14 protein-coding genes are annotated in these 14,496 nt (G+C 42.4%); 3 read left to right on the forward strand and 11 right to left on the reverse strand.

Annotation, left to right across the window (positions count from 1 at the left end; all coding sequences use genetic code 11):
- Positions 1 to 183 precede the first annotated feature (183 nt).
- Positions 184 to 2,280 carry an FtsX-like permease family protein gene (locus D5281_RS11820; RefSeq protein WP_160560406.1) on the reverse strand — a complete coding sequence of 699 codons (2,097 nt, stop codon included), beginning with the start codon at positions 2,278 to 2,280 and terminating at the stop codon, positions 184 to 186.
- Positions 2,277 to 3,044 carry an ABC transporter ATP-binding protein gene (locus D5281_RS11825; protein ID WP_160560407.1) on the reverse strand — a complete coding sequence of 256 codons (768 nt, stop codon included), beginning with the start codon at positions 3,042 to 3,044 and terminating at the stop codon, positions 2,277 to 2,279. Before D5281_RS11825 ends, D5281_RS11820 begins: the two co-directional genes overlap by 4 nt.
- Before the next feature lie 413 nt (positions 3,045 to 3,457).
- Between D5281_RS11825 and D5281_RS11830 the strand changes: the two genes are divergently transcribed.
- Together D5281_RS11830 and D5281_RS11835 are read left to right on the forward strand one after the other, a co-directional pair.
- Positions 3,458 to 4,183, forward strand: a complete 726-nt coding sequence (locus D5281_RS11830; protein ID WP_160560408.1) for a LytR/AlgR family response regulator transcription factor — start codon at positions 3,458 to 3,460, stop codon at positions 4,181 to 4,183.
- Between the two features lie 86 nt (positions 4,184 to 4,269).
- On the forward strand, positions 4,270 to 5,571 hold the full coding sequence (locus D5281_RS11835; RefSeq protein WP_160560409.1) for an ATP-binding protein: 1,302 nt from the start codon (positions 4,270 to 4,272) through the stop codon (positions 5,569 to 5,571).
- A gap of 318 nt (positions 5,572 to 5,889) precedes the next feature.
- Here the strand turns inward: D5281_RS11835 and D5281_RS25680 are convergent, their stop codons facing one another.
- Complete coding sequence (locus tag D5281_RS25680) at positions 5,890 to 5,985, reverse strand: putative holin-like toxin (protein ID WP_277935322.1); 96 nt, start codon at positions 5,983 to 5,985, stop codon at positions 5,890 to 5,892.
- A gap of 362 nt (positions 5,986 to 6,347) precedes the next feature.
- On the opposite strand from D5281_RS25680, the gene D5281_RS11840 reads away from it, so the two are divergent.
- Complete coding sequence (locus D5281_RS11840; RefSeq protein WP_160560410.1) at positions 6,348 to 7,070, forward strand: lysophospholipid acyltransferase family protein; 723 nt, start codon at positions 6,348 to 6,350, stop codon at positions 7,068 to 7,070.
- 80 nt (positions 7,071 to 7,150) lie between these two features.
- Here D5281_RS11840 and D5281_RS11845 read toward each other — a convergent pair whose 3' ends face one another.
- From D5281_RS11845 to D5281_RS11875, 8 genes are all read right to left on the reverse strand, one after another.
- Positions 7,151 to 8,161, reverse strand: coding sequence for an ABC transporter permease (locus D5281_RS11845; protein ID WP_330584981.1), 1,011 nt, complete (start codon positions 8,159 to 8,161; stop codon positions 7,151 to 7,153).
- Positions 8,161 to 9,156, reverse strand: coding sequence for an ABC transporter permease (locus tag D5281_RS11850; protein WP_160560411.1), 996 nt, complete (start codon positions 9,154 to 9,156; stop codon positions 8,161 to 8,163). The genes D5281_RS11845 and D5281_RS11850 overlap by 1 nt, the downstream gene beginning before the upstream one ends.
- A complete protein-coding gene (locus D5281_RS11855; protein ID WP_160560412.1) occupies positions 9,156 to 10,004 on the reverse strand; it encodes an ABC transporter ATP-binding protein in 849 nt (282 codons plus the stop codon). Before D5281_RS11855 ends, D5281_RS11850 begins: the two co-directional genes overlap by 1 nt.
- Entirely contained in the window at positions 10,001 to 10,153 is a 153-nt protein-coding gene (locus D5281_RS25685; RefSeq protein WP_277935323.1) for a hypothetical protein, read from the reverse strand. The genes D5281_RS11855 and D5281_RS25685 overlap by 4 nt, the downstream gene beginning before the upstream one ends.
- Before the next feature lie 422 nt (positions 10,154 to 10,575).
- Positions 10,576 to 11,646: a sensor histidine kinase gene (locus D5281_RS11860; protein ID WP_160560413.1), complete on the reverse strand. Its 1,071-nt coding sequence runs from the start codon at positions 11,644 to 11,646 to the stop codon at positions 10,576 to 10,578.
- Positions 11,643 to 12,311, reverse strand: a complete 669-nt coding sequence (locus tag D5281_RS11865) for a response regulator transcription factor (RefSeq protein WP_160560414.1) — start codon at positions 12,309 to 12,311, stop codon at positions 11,643 to 11,645. The genes D5281_RS11860 and D5281_RS11865 overlap by 4 nt, the downstream gene beginning before the upstream one ends.
- A 610-nt stretch (positions 12,312 to 12,921) precedes the next feature.
- Positions 12,922 to 13,707: a hypothetical protein gene (locus tag D5281_RS11870; RefSeq protein WP_160560415.1), complete on the reverse strand. Its 786-nt coding sequence runs from the start codon at positions 13,705 to 13,707 to the stop codon at positions 12,922 to 12,924.
- 131 nt (positions 13,708 to 13,838) lie between these two features.
- A partial coding sequence (locus D5281_RS11875) for a hypothetical protein (RefSeq protein WP_277935324.1) occupies positions 13,839 to 14,496 on the reverse strand: 658 nt, incomplete at its 5' end.

Genomic DNA, 14,496 nt, shown 5'->3' on the forward strand with positions numbered 1-14,496 from the left:
TATAGTCGAGGTACATTTTCGGCTGCCAGTACCCAAAGCGTAAAGGATAAGTTTAAGTGTGTCATTCTTCACGATTTAGAGCATGGGAAACAGGGCAGACCGAAAAAGTGATGAAAAATGAAATACATCCTCGACAAGCAGCAAAAGGGTCAGCAAACTTGTAACCCAGCAAAGCATAAGGCGTCACTCAAAAATCTGACGGCACATATTCTTTACCGCATACCGGTAGACCAGATAATAGACACCTCCAATGCCCAGAAGGACAAGAAGGCATACCGCCAGCCCGCCTATTTCGTTTGTGGTAATTTTTCCATCATTCCCAAACATCAAAAGGGCATACAGCAAATACATCGCGGTCATACCAACCAGCGCGGGAATTTTAAATACCGGCCCCGCCTGGCCCTTGATCTCCTTCCGTATAAAGCCAGGGGATGCGCCAAGCCGCTTTAAATCTTCAAAAACATAACGGTTGTTAAGGACAATCGTCATACACCGGGTGTACTCAATAATCACAGCCGCCAGGGAACAGATAATGGCAATGAATAAAAACATCATAAGAAACACTGCAAATGTTCTGTTAAATTCCGTCTTGTCTAAAATACGGCTCTTAGGCATATACTTCCAATACATTCTAAAATCACTTGTATTTGGTTCGGAATAGCTGATTTTTGTCATGCGCGTTGTGTCTCCCCAGTAGACTTCTCCCATTTGATTGTCATAGTATTTTTTTACCCGGTCATAATAGCTTGGCTGCTCGCATTCCGGTCCAAAGGAAGAAACCAGCGTATAAAAAAAGTCCTGGGAAAATTCATAACTATCCTGGCCGTCTATGTTAAAAACGGCAGTCTGGCCCATCCACTCTTTGCTAAGTCCTGCGGCAATGGTTTCATAGTCTTCGTTGTTTAATACATAATATCCCAGCGAGTCCATCAAAAAATCATAATGGGCATACCCTCCAAAATTTGTGGGAAGACTTTGGAAGGTAACCATATTCGTAAGAACCGTAGCCGTATCTTCCAGGTAATAAAGGCCAGTTTCATCGGTATTGGAAATCGCCATATAGTCGCCTTTTTGCACGGAAATTTTCTCTCCGGTGATTCTTTCGTAGGAATCTTGTGATAAAAATCTTCCTTCACTTTTCAGCGGCATCCGTTCATAATGAAAAGAGTTTCCATCCTCCACCTCGCTGATACCGTCCATGCCAAGAGACAGATACGGAACCTGCCTGAAATCCGCAATGGCAAGGCCATACTGGGCGGCCAGGGCGGAAATTTCTTCTTCGCCCGGAATTTCCTGGTCCGCCCGGTAGTGGTAATAATAGTCATAAGGGCGCGATTTTATTTCCATGATTCTATCTACGCTCATCATCGGCAGATAAAAAATGCCAAACGCACTTCCCGCAATCAGTACCGTACTGACAAGAAGATTATTTACTGTCTGTTTTCCCTGGAATTTCATCATACTTCTTGCAATCAAATTTTTATACGGATGCTTCTTACGGGAGCGCCAGCCGTTCACCACCGTATGCAGCATAATCATGTAAAGTCCCACAAAAACAGGCGCATACAAAATATTAAGCCACGCCGGCGCGTAATAGTTCAATACACGATGACATACAACAGGGCCCATATATCCAAGGACAGCCCCGCCTAAAACCAGCCCGATGCCCACAGGGCCGCACCATCTGCCCATCTCCCGTACCGGTTCGTTTCTATGTTCTTCATGCATCACTTCCATAATATTGGTTCTCTTTAAATACCGATAAGCGTTCAGGCAGGAAAAACCCACTACGATTACGAAAAATACCGCTGATAAATAAAGGCATTTAAAATCAAGGGTCAAGGCCATCTGGTTACTGTCTGTTATCAGCTTAAAGCTGTTCCATAAAATCCACACAAAGGGAAATCCTGCCACAATTCCCAAAAGGGAAGATATGGCGCTTAAAGCAAACACTTCCCCAAGCAGTCCCGGCAGAAGCTTTCGGCCTGATGCCCCAAGGGCCATCAGCGTCCCCAACTGTTTTGCCTTTTTCCTGAAAAAAAGTCCTGACGCGTAAATCGTAAACACCACGCATCCAAATAGCGCCAGTACAAAGATTGCTATCATCTGCTTACGGCTGTCCCCGCCTTCCGGAAGAACCAAAAGCACCGTAGGCGAAAACATCATAGCCGAATAAGCCGTAATCAACAATAAAGAAACAAAATTGCAAAACAAATAAAGCTTTGCCTGTTTCGCATCCGCTTTTTGTAATTTTCTCTCCAAACTTTTTAATGTCATCATAACGAATCCTCCATATTACTCATTTCCCGTATAGCCCCCAGCAAACGGTCCTGAAAAGCGCCGCGTCTTTCCTCTTTGTGTCCGGGCTCCGCCTCTAATGTATCGTAAACCGTGCCGTCCTTAAGCAGAATCACTCTATCGCAAAAGGATGCAGCAAAGCTGTCATGAGTCACCATAAAAATAGATGCTCCCAGTTTATTCCTGGCATTTTCAAAGGATTCAATCACCGCCCGGCTGGACTTGCTGTCAAGATTTCCCGTAGGTTCATCTGCAAGAATCAGCAGAGGCTGGTTAATCAGGCTTCTTGCAACTGCGGTTCGCTGCCTCTCTCCCCCTGAAACATCCGCCGGATATTTTGAAGCAATGTGCTCAATATCAAAAAGCGCTAAAAGCTGGTCCGCAAGTTTTTCAGCCTGTTTGTCCGCCTCTCCCCAGATAATTCTGGGAACCAGAATATTTTCCCGCATGGTAAGTCCGTCAAGGAGCATAAAATCCTGAAAAACAAATCCCAGTTTTTCGTTGCGTATTTTTGCAAGACTGTTTTCATCAAGTCCTCTAAGCTCCTGCTCCCCTAAGGTAATGGTTCCCTGCTCAAATGGGATATAGCAGGAAATACAATTAAGCAGCGTACTTTTTCCTGAGCCGGAAGGTCCCATGACCGCCACAAATTCCTGGTCGGCAACCGATAAGTTGATTCCTTTTAATACATTGTAGGACTTATTACCACTTTGATAAGATTTGTGAAGATTTTTTACATACAGCATAGTAGTGCTCCTCTCTTTTTCCCAGGTTTACTTATCGTAAACCATAATATTTTCTCACTCGCTTCAGGTTTCGCTCAAATGATCCGCCTACTTTTCGCACAGCATCTGACAACCAGACCGAGAAAAACAGATGTTCCACGTATCATTAGGCCAACGTATAAAAAGTAACCGGAACTGTTCTTAAATACTAATATAGCCGACAAAAAAGCAGCCGGAAAAAGAGATGTCATTTTAAGCGGCTTTTATGTAACTTTTGGCAGAGAAAAACAAAGTATGTAAAGTTTGGCGGCAATTTTGTAAAGTTTGGTTCAAGTCAGGATTGTTCCAACGAAGAAATGATGATAAGATGTCTTGTGAAAAAAAGGAAAATAAACGCTGTTACGCTTTGCCTATTGTATGCAGGAGGTATAAAGATGCTTCGGATTGGGATATGCGATGATCAAATTGATGCAAGAGATGCTTTACGCTTTCAGTTGGAAAAGGTGCTTCATGAGGAATCGGAACAAATTGTTTATGAGTTTTCCACAGGGGAAGGGGCCGTACGCTGGATTAGAAAACATCCCGGGGAAATCGACCTTCTTTTTCTTGACGTGGAAATGAACGGAATAAACGGCATGGAGGCGGCGGAGCAAATCCGAGAATTTGACAGGGAAATATGTCTTGTATTTGTCACAGGCTATAGTGATTATGTATTTGACGGCTACAAAGTAAACGCCCTTGATTATGTGATAAAACCTGCACAAGCCAAAAAACTGCTGGAAGTTCTCAAACGGGTCAGGGAGCATATTTTTAATAACCACGAAAAAACCTTTTCCTTTAAAAATGCGAAGGGCACCTACCGCCTTCCTTTATCGGGCATCTCTTATTTTTACAGTGATAAGCGGAAAATAAATCTGGTCTGTTCCGGTTTGTCCCAAAACCTTATCCATACTTTTTATGGGAAACTGGATGAAGTGGAGGAACGGCTTAACGGTTTATTTGTGCGGGTACATCAAAGATATCTGGTTAACCCCAGGCAGGTTACTTATATTGGCAGCGAAAGCATCACCGTGGACGGTCAGACCATCCCTATGAGCAGAGCATTAAAGGAAAAGGCCACGATGAAACTGGCCAAAGCCCTGTTAGAAATCGAATCATAATCTGCACATCCGGTTGCGGCCAGCTTGCAGGTATCATTTGTAACACTGCTTACAGATATAACTTTCAATATATGGAGGACATTAAAATGGACTTACCAGAGCGAATCATATTCCTGTCTCTTAGCCTGTTTGGCTTAATTGCCGCCATTTTTGTTTACTTCGCCTTATCCCTTTTGATTGAGGTTAAGAAAAAATGGCAACACAAAGGCCTTCTGCTTTTTGGCTGCTGGCTCATAAGCGTTATGATTATTTTTATTGGCGATTTGGTAAACCTTTCTTTCAGTATGGTCTTTTTCCTGCTTGTTTTATGGTGCGCTTGTGAGGGCTCCGGTCTTAAAAAGCTTACCTTAGGGCTGATGTTTGCAAGCACCATTTTTGCATTCAATGGTTTTTATGACAATTGCGTAGGGTTCTTTGCCTATTATTGGGGGATGGATACTTTATATGACCATCTGTACCTGATTGGAAGATCCCTTTTTGCGCTCATGCTCTATCTGGGCATACGGATGCGGAAACCGGAGCCGGATTTTGAGCTTTCCGCTCCTCTTTGGCGGCTGATGTTTCTGCTGACCCTCTCTCCCCTTGGCATCATGCTTTCCCTGATCCTGCTGCGCAGCCCTTATATGCAGATAAATGGAACCATATTCGCAGATTCCGCCCTGTTTTTTGTGGTCATTTTGTCCTTTGCAGGGCTTTTGCGCGCCCTGACCGTTTTAGAGAGACAGCAAAGATTGGAAGGCGAAAATATGCTGGCCCTGCAGAACCAAAGGTATTATAAAGCCATGGAGCAGCAGCAATTTGAAACCCGAAGGCTGCGCCACGATTTATCCAACCATTTGCAGATTCTCCTGGCCCTTCCTCCGCAGCAAAAGGACGACTACATTAAGGGCATGCTGGATAACCCGTCCTTTAAACAGATTTTTACCTGGTGCGGCGATACCACAGTCAACATTGTGCTGACCGCAAAGGAGGAACTGATGCGCCAAAACGGAATACGCTTTTATCCAAAGGTGGATATCAAGGAGCAGCTTCCTTTTGACAAGGCCGACCTGTGCGCAATTCTGTCCAATGCACTTGACAATGCGGTGGAGGCCAGCCTGGAGCTTACCGAAGATTTGCGGCAGGTGCATTTAAACGCAGGGGCAAGTAAAGGCGTTCTTGCCCTAAACATTCAGAATGCCTGTAAAAACAACGCTCCCACACAAAACGAAATAAACTCCGGGAAAAATTTTTTTCCAAAAACAACGAAAAAGGATGCGGAAAACCATGGCCTTGGTTTAAGGAGCATTCAGGAAACCGTGAAGAAATATGACGGCAATATGGAAATAATGCAGAAGGAAGGAATCTTTCATTTGTTTTTGTATCTGCCAATGTATACAAGGCCATAGCAGATGCCGGTATCCCATTGTTTAAACTTATTTGAGTGCCGAATCCTTCCTTAACTCGGATATCCTATCGCTTCACATGTATCGCTTAATACCATGTTACTTTTCACAGGTTAGCCAATAAACAGTTTGGGAAAAAAATTCTTGTTTCCCGCCACCGGATATGCTATATTGAATGTAACAAATGTTGTCACCCTTTGCGAGACAGCGTTTGTAACAAAAGGGAAAAGCCATAGAAGCGGCTCTATCCCATTTTATGAACTAGTATACCTCTACTTTACTTTGGTAAAGGTCTGCCGTCACTATTGGGAGTAGTGGCGGCTATTTCTTTTTTCCCTTGTAAATCTGATAAACCAAATTAACAAGGGCAACAATGAGTATTCCTATCTGAATCAAGTCCTGATATGTAACATACATTGTATCGCCCTCCTTTCTTTCGGCCGGAGGGCTTCTTTGAACCCTCCGAAAAATAAGAGGGGTAAAGCCGCCTTTGGCTCTATGGTTTTCTCATACTGGCAATATAACACAATATATCTATCAGGCAATATACTTCCAGGCGTCATCTTCTGTTAATATATGAAAAATAATCATGTTCTCACAGTCTTTGCAGCAAGTGCAAAATCCTGATCTGAACTGATACTACAATCGTTCTTTCAATTCATGGAAAGCAATTTTCTAAAAATTGAAAAAAAAATAAAAATATGTTATTCTACTTATCAGAAATTAACACTTTATGCCTATACCCAAATTTAAGGGTGTTTGCAGGAATGAGGATTTTTATGTTAAGATTTTATTTTGTAATTATCATTTCCTTACCCTTTATCGTATTTTATCTGTGCAAAGCCGGGTACATAGAAAGGCATACGGATGCCTACACAGAAGAAGACCGCTACAAGGTGGCAAGAAAAGCCGTTTCTATTTTAAAGCGCAATGGTTTTATCCGCACGGATGTTTACGGAACCGAGAACCTGCCTGCCCAAGGCGGATATGTTATGTACGCTAACCACCAGGGGAAATACGATGCGCTGGGTATTATTTCCGGCCATCCTAATCCCTGCACCGTCATGATAGATGATAAACGCTCCCACCCCATTGTCACCTCGCAGTTTATCACCTTGCTCAAAGGAATTCGTTTGGACAAGACAGACATGCGGGAGCAGTTTAAGACCATTATGGATGTTATTGCACAGGTAAAATCCGGACGGCGCATCATTATTTTCCCGGAGGGCGGCTATTACCGCAACCGGAACAAAGTGCATGAATTTTTACCCGGCGCTTTTAAATGCTCTATTAAATCCAAAAGCCCCATAGTTCCGGTAGCCCTGATTGACTCCTACAAACCATTTGAACTAAATTCCCTAAGACCGGTAAAAACGCAGGTGCATTTCCTGGCGCCTATCCTTTACGAGGATTATAAAGAAATGACCACAAAGGAAATTGCCGATCTTACCAGAAACAGAATTATGGATGCCATTCATAAAGTGTGCGGAGAAAGCTTATAATTTTCTCCGCACCTTTATTTTGATTGCAATAATCCGGATTCCGTACAAAACTGGTAACTTTTGGCATCTTTTCGGCAGCATTATGAATGCTTTTTCTGCCATTGGGAAATTGTCAGATAAAGCAGAAACCAAAAAATACAATGTGCCATAAGAATTAACATATCTTTTGCTATCGCCGGTTTATCGCTGCCTGCTAAATTCATAATCCCTTCAAAGGCTGCACTGGACGGTACGAAATAGCAAAACGCCAAAACCAAACCGCTTACCCCCGTCAAATAGGCTACCAATGGCACTGCCATAAATATAATCATAACAATCTTAATATAGACAACACCTACCATAAGGCCTTCGGAAAATTTACCGATAAACAATCCAACCAGCCCAGCTACAAAAGCAGAGAGCATCATCAGCAGCGTCATAAGAAGCGCGCTCTTAATTGGCATGCGGAAATAACAACAGGCTGTCAGAACAGCAGACAGGCATCCGCCTGCAAATCCCACAAAAATTTTTTGAATTATATACTCGCTCTGTGTCATAGGCAAAATCTGATTGACGAAATCCACACCGTTTTCTTTCTCCGCTATTATATTCATAGCATTAAAAGTACACCCCATAAACATAGCAGCGATTAACGTTATGGCAATAAAAATATTTTGAAACCCGGCCATCACATCAAAACGCTCTAAAATAGTGACACTTATCTGCTCTGCGCGCTCTCTTTCCATATATAATGCCGGAAGGGTGTCAGCCGTTTGACGAAATAAATCCAGTTCATCACCGGATATCATTGTTTGAATCTCATCACCATCCGCTGTTACTCCAATCATGTATGTGGAAGGTTCATTGATTGCAGCGGTTAATTCTTCCTGTGTTTCATAAGCGGTTACGGAACCATACCTCTCTAACCAGGAAATTGTCCGGGCGGACAGGTCGCTTTCCAATACGCCAAAATGAAATTCCGTCACAGAAGAAAGGTCAATCCCACCAATAAAATGCAAAGCTAACGCAATGATGATTGGTAAGAGAAAAGACATGATACAAAATTTATCTTTCCATACACTTTTAATCTGATAAATCAAACCCTTCATCATCAGCCCTCCTTTCCCATTTCCCTGTGGAATGCCGCTCGCACAATCAGGAACAGAATAACAATTCCACAAGCGGAACAGATATAGTAAACGGGATTGGTAACAGGCATCCCAAAGCAGGCATTTTTAAGCCCCATATATACATGATAAAAGGGATGCCAGTCGATCCAAGCCATTTTTACGGAAGTATTGGCTGACAAAAAGATAGGCGCCGATGCAAAAATAACGATTACCACATAGGCAAGGGAAAACTGTCTGAAATCGTTCAGCAGCATAGTGCATCCAAATCCCGTAAGCGCCATCACCAATGACAAAATCCCAGTCTGTACCAATATGTCAGGTAAAATGCCCGCTGCTTCATGAAATCCTATATTAAACAGGGCCATCAGCGCTGCAAAAATCAAATCGGACACCAGGAAAACAGTCAATTTTGACGTGATAAACAAGCTCTTTTTGAATGGCAAGATCCCATGAACTCGGATAACTCCCATTTGCTTTTCTTTGAATAAAACCGAGGCAATCCCTAAAAAGCCAACGGCAATGATTTCGATAAACAATAATTCACTGCACATTTCCTTGCGCTGTTTTAACTCCGGTGTATTTGTGCCTACTATTTGAGTCGTGTGTACATTTCCCTGATGAAGAAGTGACAGTCCATAGTCGGCACTGTGATTATCCGTCTTTTCACTTCCATGATATAAAACAACAGCCGGCGTTCCGGAACTGGCATCTATTCCGACTCCATTTGTATCCGCGGAAAGAGCTGCGTCTAATTCCTCCAACGATGCCACCGGATGAATCAAATCGGACACTTCCTGCTGTGTTCCCTGTGGGTCATACAGGTATACATTGTAGAGTTCGGCATTCATATAATGAATGTATCCAAAATTAATAAACAACGTATAAAGAATCAGTGACCCCAAAGCCACAAAGAAAAATTTTCCGGCTAACATTATTTGGCAGTCTTTTTTGAATAAAGAACAAAAATTTTTCCTCATCAGGACAGCCTCCTTCCGGTATATTGGATAAACATATCCTCTAAAGTTGGTTCTTCCGAATGGATACTGATAATTTCATCATGCCGGAACGGAATGCCTCTTTCTAACTCCGGGATTTCTACTGTTTTTTCTTCCCGTTTGCCCTGATACAGGTAAGCAATCCGCACACGTTGGTTGCTGTTTTGCTCTTTTAATCTTTTCGGCGTGTCTAATGCAACAATATTTCCCTTTGTAATAAAAGCTACCCTGTCGCATAACAAATCCGCATCCAGCATATTATGTGTGGTCAAAAATACTGTTGTGCCTTTCTTTCGTTCTTCTTCTATGATCTTGCGGAACAAAACAGCGCCGGAAGGGTCAAGTCCGCTGGTTGGTTCGTCCAAAAATAATAGTTTCGGACTGCTGATAAGGGCCCTTGCCATACTTACACGCTGCCTCATACCTTTTGAGTAGGATGAAACAGGTTTTTTCAGAAAATCTGTCTTAAATTCTAATTTCTCTAAAATCTCCCCAATATCCCTGCACTGATTTGCAGGATAGAAAGAAGAAAAGTATTTTAGATTATCAATGGCGCTTAAATTTTCATACAGGTAGGGAAATTCAAACAAAACGCCTATCTTTTGAAAAAAATCCTGTGTATGTGCCGTAGAAATATTCTGTCCGAATAACGACACATAGCCGCTATGTCCTTTCAAAATTCCGGTGAGTATTTTTTGTGTTGTTGATTTTCCGGAACCGTTAGGCCCCAGAAAGCCAAATATTTCCCCATCTCCTACCGTAAAATTTAAGCCATGCAGAGCCTGCTTATCCTTTCCGTATGAAAAAATCAAATCCTTTACTTCAATCATTCATCATCCCCCCACTTCCCGCGCCGGTCATCTTTCTTTTCCTTCTGGCGTTTGCTCCACCATTTCATAAATTTGATTTTGAAAGGGATAGCGATTACCAGCGCAATCACAATGAGCAGCCACCAATACAACTCAATTCCTAAAAACATATACCAATCCTCCATTCTTGCCAACAACCTGCAAATTTGGGCGTAAGCACAAATTTGTTGATTGTTAAAAATTTGCTTGTGCCGGCCGCATGCAGCAAAGCGCTTAATTACTTTGTGCGGCTGTGTGCCTATAACATAAAAAAAGGAGGTGAAATCAAAGTGTGGTCACTGTGAAATTCCTGTGAAGAAAACATTAAGCAATTCTTAGGCGGCATAAAACGCCATCTAAGAATTGCTTAATGTTTCGGAGAATGCCCATAATATGGGCATTCTCCGGCAGGATGTGCAGCGATACCATAAAAGTCAGCGTGAACAGAACATTAAACAACTCTAAGGCGCCATAATACATCGTCTAAGAGTTGCTGTACAAAGAAACGGCTTTCCTTTTATTTCCGAAGGAAAAGCCGCTTATAAAGAAAGTCTTATTTTATGACAGGAATAGAGAAGAAAAACCGGACGCCGTCTGATAAATTTTCTGCTCCATATTCTAAATTCTGCATGGATAAAATCTGTGCCGCAATCGCAAGGCCTAATCCCGAACCGCTGTACGCCGCATTTTTATCCCGATAAAATTTTTCCCAGATTTTAGACAGCTTTTCCGGTGGTATGGAAAGGCCCTGGTTATAAACGGAAAAATGCAGCATATTGTCCTGTTCCATTAATGATAATCGTAAAATCCCCTTTGGGGAAACATTCTTTTTCGCATTGACAATGAAATTATTTAAGACCTGCTCCATTCGCATCTTATCCGTAACAACAAAAACTTTATGTTCCGGAAGTTCATACTGTAATTCAAAATCGCCCTCCGGCATATCTATCAACAAACGCCCCGCTACCGTTTCTACAAATTCTACGAAGTCAAACCGTTCCGGCATCAATGATACGGCCCCGTTTTCCAGGGCGGACAAATCCAGCAATGTCTCGATAAGCCTGCCCATTCTTTCTGTTTCAGAAATAATGATTTCAGAATATTTCTGTCTTTTTTCTTCGTCCATCTCGTCCTGTATTCCCTCCGCATAAGCACGGATAACGCCTATCGGTGTTTTCATTTCATGGGAAAGCCGGTCTGTTAATTCTTTTCTTTCATTTAACAGTTTTCTTTCCTTCCGCACATCTTCTTCCAGACGGATATTGGTTTTTTCCAGCTTTTCAAGTGCAAGCTGCAAATTCTCAGACATTTTATTCAGATTGTCTGCAAGCTCTCCAAATTCGTTCTTTGATGTTATTTTGCAAGGCAGCGAAAAGTCCAGTCTTGCCGCCCTGTGCGCCATCTCGCATATTTTACTGATTGGGGCGGAAATAAATCGTCCTAACAAATAATCGATAACCATTGTCATGAAAATAACAAATGCTATCCACAGCAAAAAAGAAATATCCTCTCCCAAAGGTAATCGCATTGATATAAGGTAAGAAATCATCAACATGATACCTGCAATCTTTGAAGCCATTATCAGCTTTTTTCGTACTGTACGCAGTGAGAATTGTTCCTTCATTTTGGCACCTCAAATTTATATCCGGAGCGTATAAGCGTTACAATGGATTTTCCCTCACTGCCTAATTTTTGCCGCAAAGTCTTGATATGCGTGTCCACTGTCCGTGTATTCCCCTCGAAATCATATCCCCAAATACGATTTAACAGTTGTTCCCTTGAAAAAATCTGTTCCGGATTAGACAGGAAGAAATAGAGCAATTCATATTCTTTGTATGTCAGGGTAATTTCCAAACCGTCTAAAAACACTTTATGCGCTGCAGGGCTTATCGTTATTTTTCCTGCGCTGATCGTGTCTGCGCAGGATGCACAAGTGCGGCGCAGCAAGGCGTTTGTCTTTGCAAGTAGTATTTTCGGACTAAACGGTTTGGTCATATAATCATCCGCACCATATTCATAGCCTTTCAGCTTATCTTCCTCGTCACTTTTGGCAGTCAGCATAATGATGGGCAGGCTGCTCATTTCCCTTGCCACTTTGCATACGGAAAAACCATCAAGATGCGGCATCATAATGTCCAATATCATCAAATCCATAGGATTATTTTTCAATATCATCAGGGCATCCACACCATCATCCGCAGTAAAACAGGTATGACCTCCCCTGCGCATATATTCGCAGATAATATCCTGCATATTCTTTTCATCTTCTACAATTAAAATGTTAGCCATGGAATCACCCTTTGTTCCATTTCATAAAAATTAAATGAGTACACAACCTCGAAAAGGAAGTTATTATATCAATTGTTTCCTGTATGGAATTACTATCTAAAATGCTTCCTCTCATTACATTTTTGTTCATAAAGCTCCTTCAAATCAGCAATAGCCATTTCAACATCAAAAGTGTGGAAACCAAGCCAGCACTCTCTCATTGTCTTAGCATCGGCGGTTTTATATATTTCACAGCTATATTCACCGGTATCGTAATATTGTATAACATTTGAGTGATTCAATTATAGCATTTGAAAAAATGGAACACAATACAGTACTCTTTTGGAAACAAAAAAGACGCAACAGTTGCGTAGAAAAGGCAGCGGCATTCTTTATTCCAACAAACACTGTCACGCTTCGCGAACCGGCTTATTGTAATAAAACGCCACTGCCTGCTATACGATTATTTCTTTGCCTTTTCTGCTATGTAAAATCCATTTTTGTGAATCTATTTCATGGATAGCCGCTTTTTATTCCTCTTATAAGCGTAATCGATAAAGGCAACACTTATTTCTGTTTCGGAGCCTTCATTTCCTGAAACTCCTTTCATTCCTATCAAGAAATTTTCTTTCTAATTCTCTATTGTGTCATCTTCCTCAAGTTTCCTGCGGTGTCTCCTGTACATCTCAGCCCCTGTTGCGCCAAGTGCCAGCACAATCAGCCACCACCACCAGGACATTTTGGTCTGCTCCGATGCTGAAGCTGCCAGAGGTGTTTCACCGTCTTCTATATCCACAACACCTTCCGTATCTTCCAATTCTTCTGATGCTGCAAGCGGCACTTCTTCATCTTCCTGAATGATATTGCTGCCAATAGTCTCATTGTTTCTGGCTAAGATGATATCTTCTTCTCCTTCACCATCTGCTGTCACTGTATTGCCTGTTGTTCTGGCGCCTGCACCAGTCCTTCTGGTACCTGCTGTCGTTGCATCACCTGACAGTACTGTTCCGTCATCTGTCATATCAGGCGCTGCCAGAGGCACTGCTGCAGCGGGAATGTTTGTTACAGGTGCGCCCGGAACTACCGCCGCTGTTCCACCTGCTCCGTCAGTTGTGCCGCCTGTTGTACCGCCATCGGTTGCACCACCTGCTCCGTCAGTTGTGCCGCCGGATGTACCGCCGCTTTCTCCGCCACCAGTTGTGCCGCCGGATGCAGTAGTCCGAGTATTATAAGCAAATTCCGCATCCGCTGCTGCACGTGCACGAGCTGCCGCATCTCTGATTTGCGCAAGATACGAATCTGCAATTCCCTTTGCCTCAAGAGCACTCTCATATTCGGAAACTGCTTTTTCATAAGCAACTATCACTTTCTGATAAGCAGCTTCATTCACTGCTTCTTGTTCCTTCAAATCAGCCAATGCGTTCACTGCCGCAAGTACTTTATCATAAGCATTCTGAACAGCAGTCTTTGAATTTGAAGCTGAAGTTTCTTTCGCTATCGCCGAATCTACATTTTCTTTTGCCTGTTCCAGTAATGTTGATAATTTATTTACAGCATCTTCTTTTTCCGCTTTCCGTCCACTCCCTTATTGGCACTGTTAACCTTGTTCTGTCCATTATTATAAGCTTTCTGCTTATCAGCAGTATTTGCTTTCGCATTGGCCAAATTAGTTTCAGCAAGTGATAGTTCTTGTTGGGCATTTAATAACTTTTCCTGCGCCTGTACAACTTCTTGCTGAGCATCCGTAACCTTTTGCTTTGCTTCACTTATCGCTTTCTTCGCCGCCTCTGCATCTGTTTCTGCTTTTGCCTGCTTTGCTGCCGCATCTTCTCCGGCTTTCTTCGCTGCCGCTACTGCTGCATCCGCTTTCTTAACATCTTCTTCTGCAGCTGCTTTCTCCTCACTAGCCCTCTCAACTTCCTGCTTCGCCACATTCAGCCCATCTCTAAGCTCTTTGGTCAACTGCTGATATGCAGTATTTCCATTTATGAAAACCTCCTGTGCCAGGTAATCACTACCTTTTCCATCAAATTTACCTGTGTTCTGAAGTATTATATCTTCAATACCTTCTTTAACACCTTGTATCTTTACGCTATTAGAATATATCAACTTATTATCAATTTTTGTAATATTTCTGTTAATAACTTCATGAGCTGTCACAGATTCAATCTTATCCGCTGTCACAAATCTGCTCATTTTCCTGTCA

Origin of the sequence: Parablautia muri (genome assembly GCF_009917485.1) — a bacterium.
GTDB classification, from domain to species: domain Bacteria; phylum Bacillota; class Clostridia; order Lachnospirales; family Lachnospiraceae; genus Suilimivivens; species Suilimivivens muri.

What these genes read in the sequence shown, in the direction of transcription:
- D5281_RS11820 (WP_160560406.1), bottom strand. Translation starts at nt 2,280, where the DNA reads ATGATGACATTAAAAAGTTTGGAGAGAAAATTACAAAAAGCGGATGCG.
- D5281_RS11825 (WP_160560407.1), bottom strand. Translation starts at nt 3,044, where the DNA reads ATGCTGTATGTAAAAAATCTTCACAAATCTTATCAAAGTGGTAATAAG.
- D5281_RS11830 (WP_160560408.1), top strand. Translation starts at nt 3,458, where the DNA reads ATGCTTCGGATTGGGATATGCGATGATCAAATTGATGCAAGAGATGCT.
- D5281_RS11835 (WP_160560409.1), top strand. Translation starts at nt 4,270, where the DNA reads ATGGACTTACCAGAGCGAATCATATTCCTGTCTCTTAGCCTGTTTGGC.
- D5281_RS25680 (WP_277935322.1), bottom strand. Translation starts at nt 5,985, where the DNA reads ATGTATGTTACATATCAGGACTTGATTCAGATAGGAATACTCATTGTT.
- D5281_RS11840 (WP_160560410.1), top strand. Translation starts at nt 6,348, where the DNA reads ATGTTAAGATTTTATTTTGTAATTATCATTTCCTTACCCTTTATCGTA.
- D5281_RS11845 (WP_330584981.1), bottom strand. Translation starts at nt 8,161, where the DNA reads ATGATGAAGGGTTTGATTTATCAGATTAAAAGTGTATGGAAAGATAAA.
- D5281_RS11850 (WP_160560411.1), bottom strand. Translation starts at nt 9,156, where the DNA reads ATGAGGAAAAATTTTTGTTCTTTATTCAAAAAAGACTGCCAAATAATG.
- D5281_RS11855 (WP_160560412.1), bottom strand. Translation starts at nt 10,004, where the DNA reads ATGATTGAAGTAAAGGATTTGATTTTTTCATACGGAAAGGATAAGCAG.
- D5281_RS25685 (WP_277935323.1), bottom strand. Translation starts at nt 10,153, where the DNA reads ATGTTTTTAGGAATTGAGTTGTATTGGTGGCTGCTCATTGTGATTGCG.
- D5281_RS11860 (WP_160560413.1), bottom strand. Translation starts at nt 11,646, where the DNA reads ATGAAGGAACAATTCTCACTGCGTACAGTACGAAAAAAGCTGATAATG.
- D5281_RS11865 (WP_160560414.1), bottom strand. Translation starts at nt 12,311, where the DNA reads ATGGCTAACATTTTAATTGTAGAAGATGAAAAGAATATGCAGGATATT.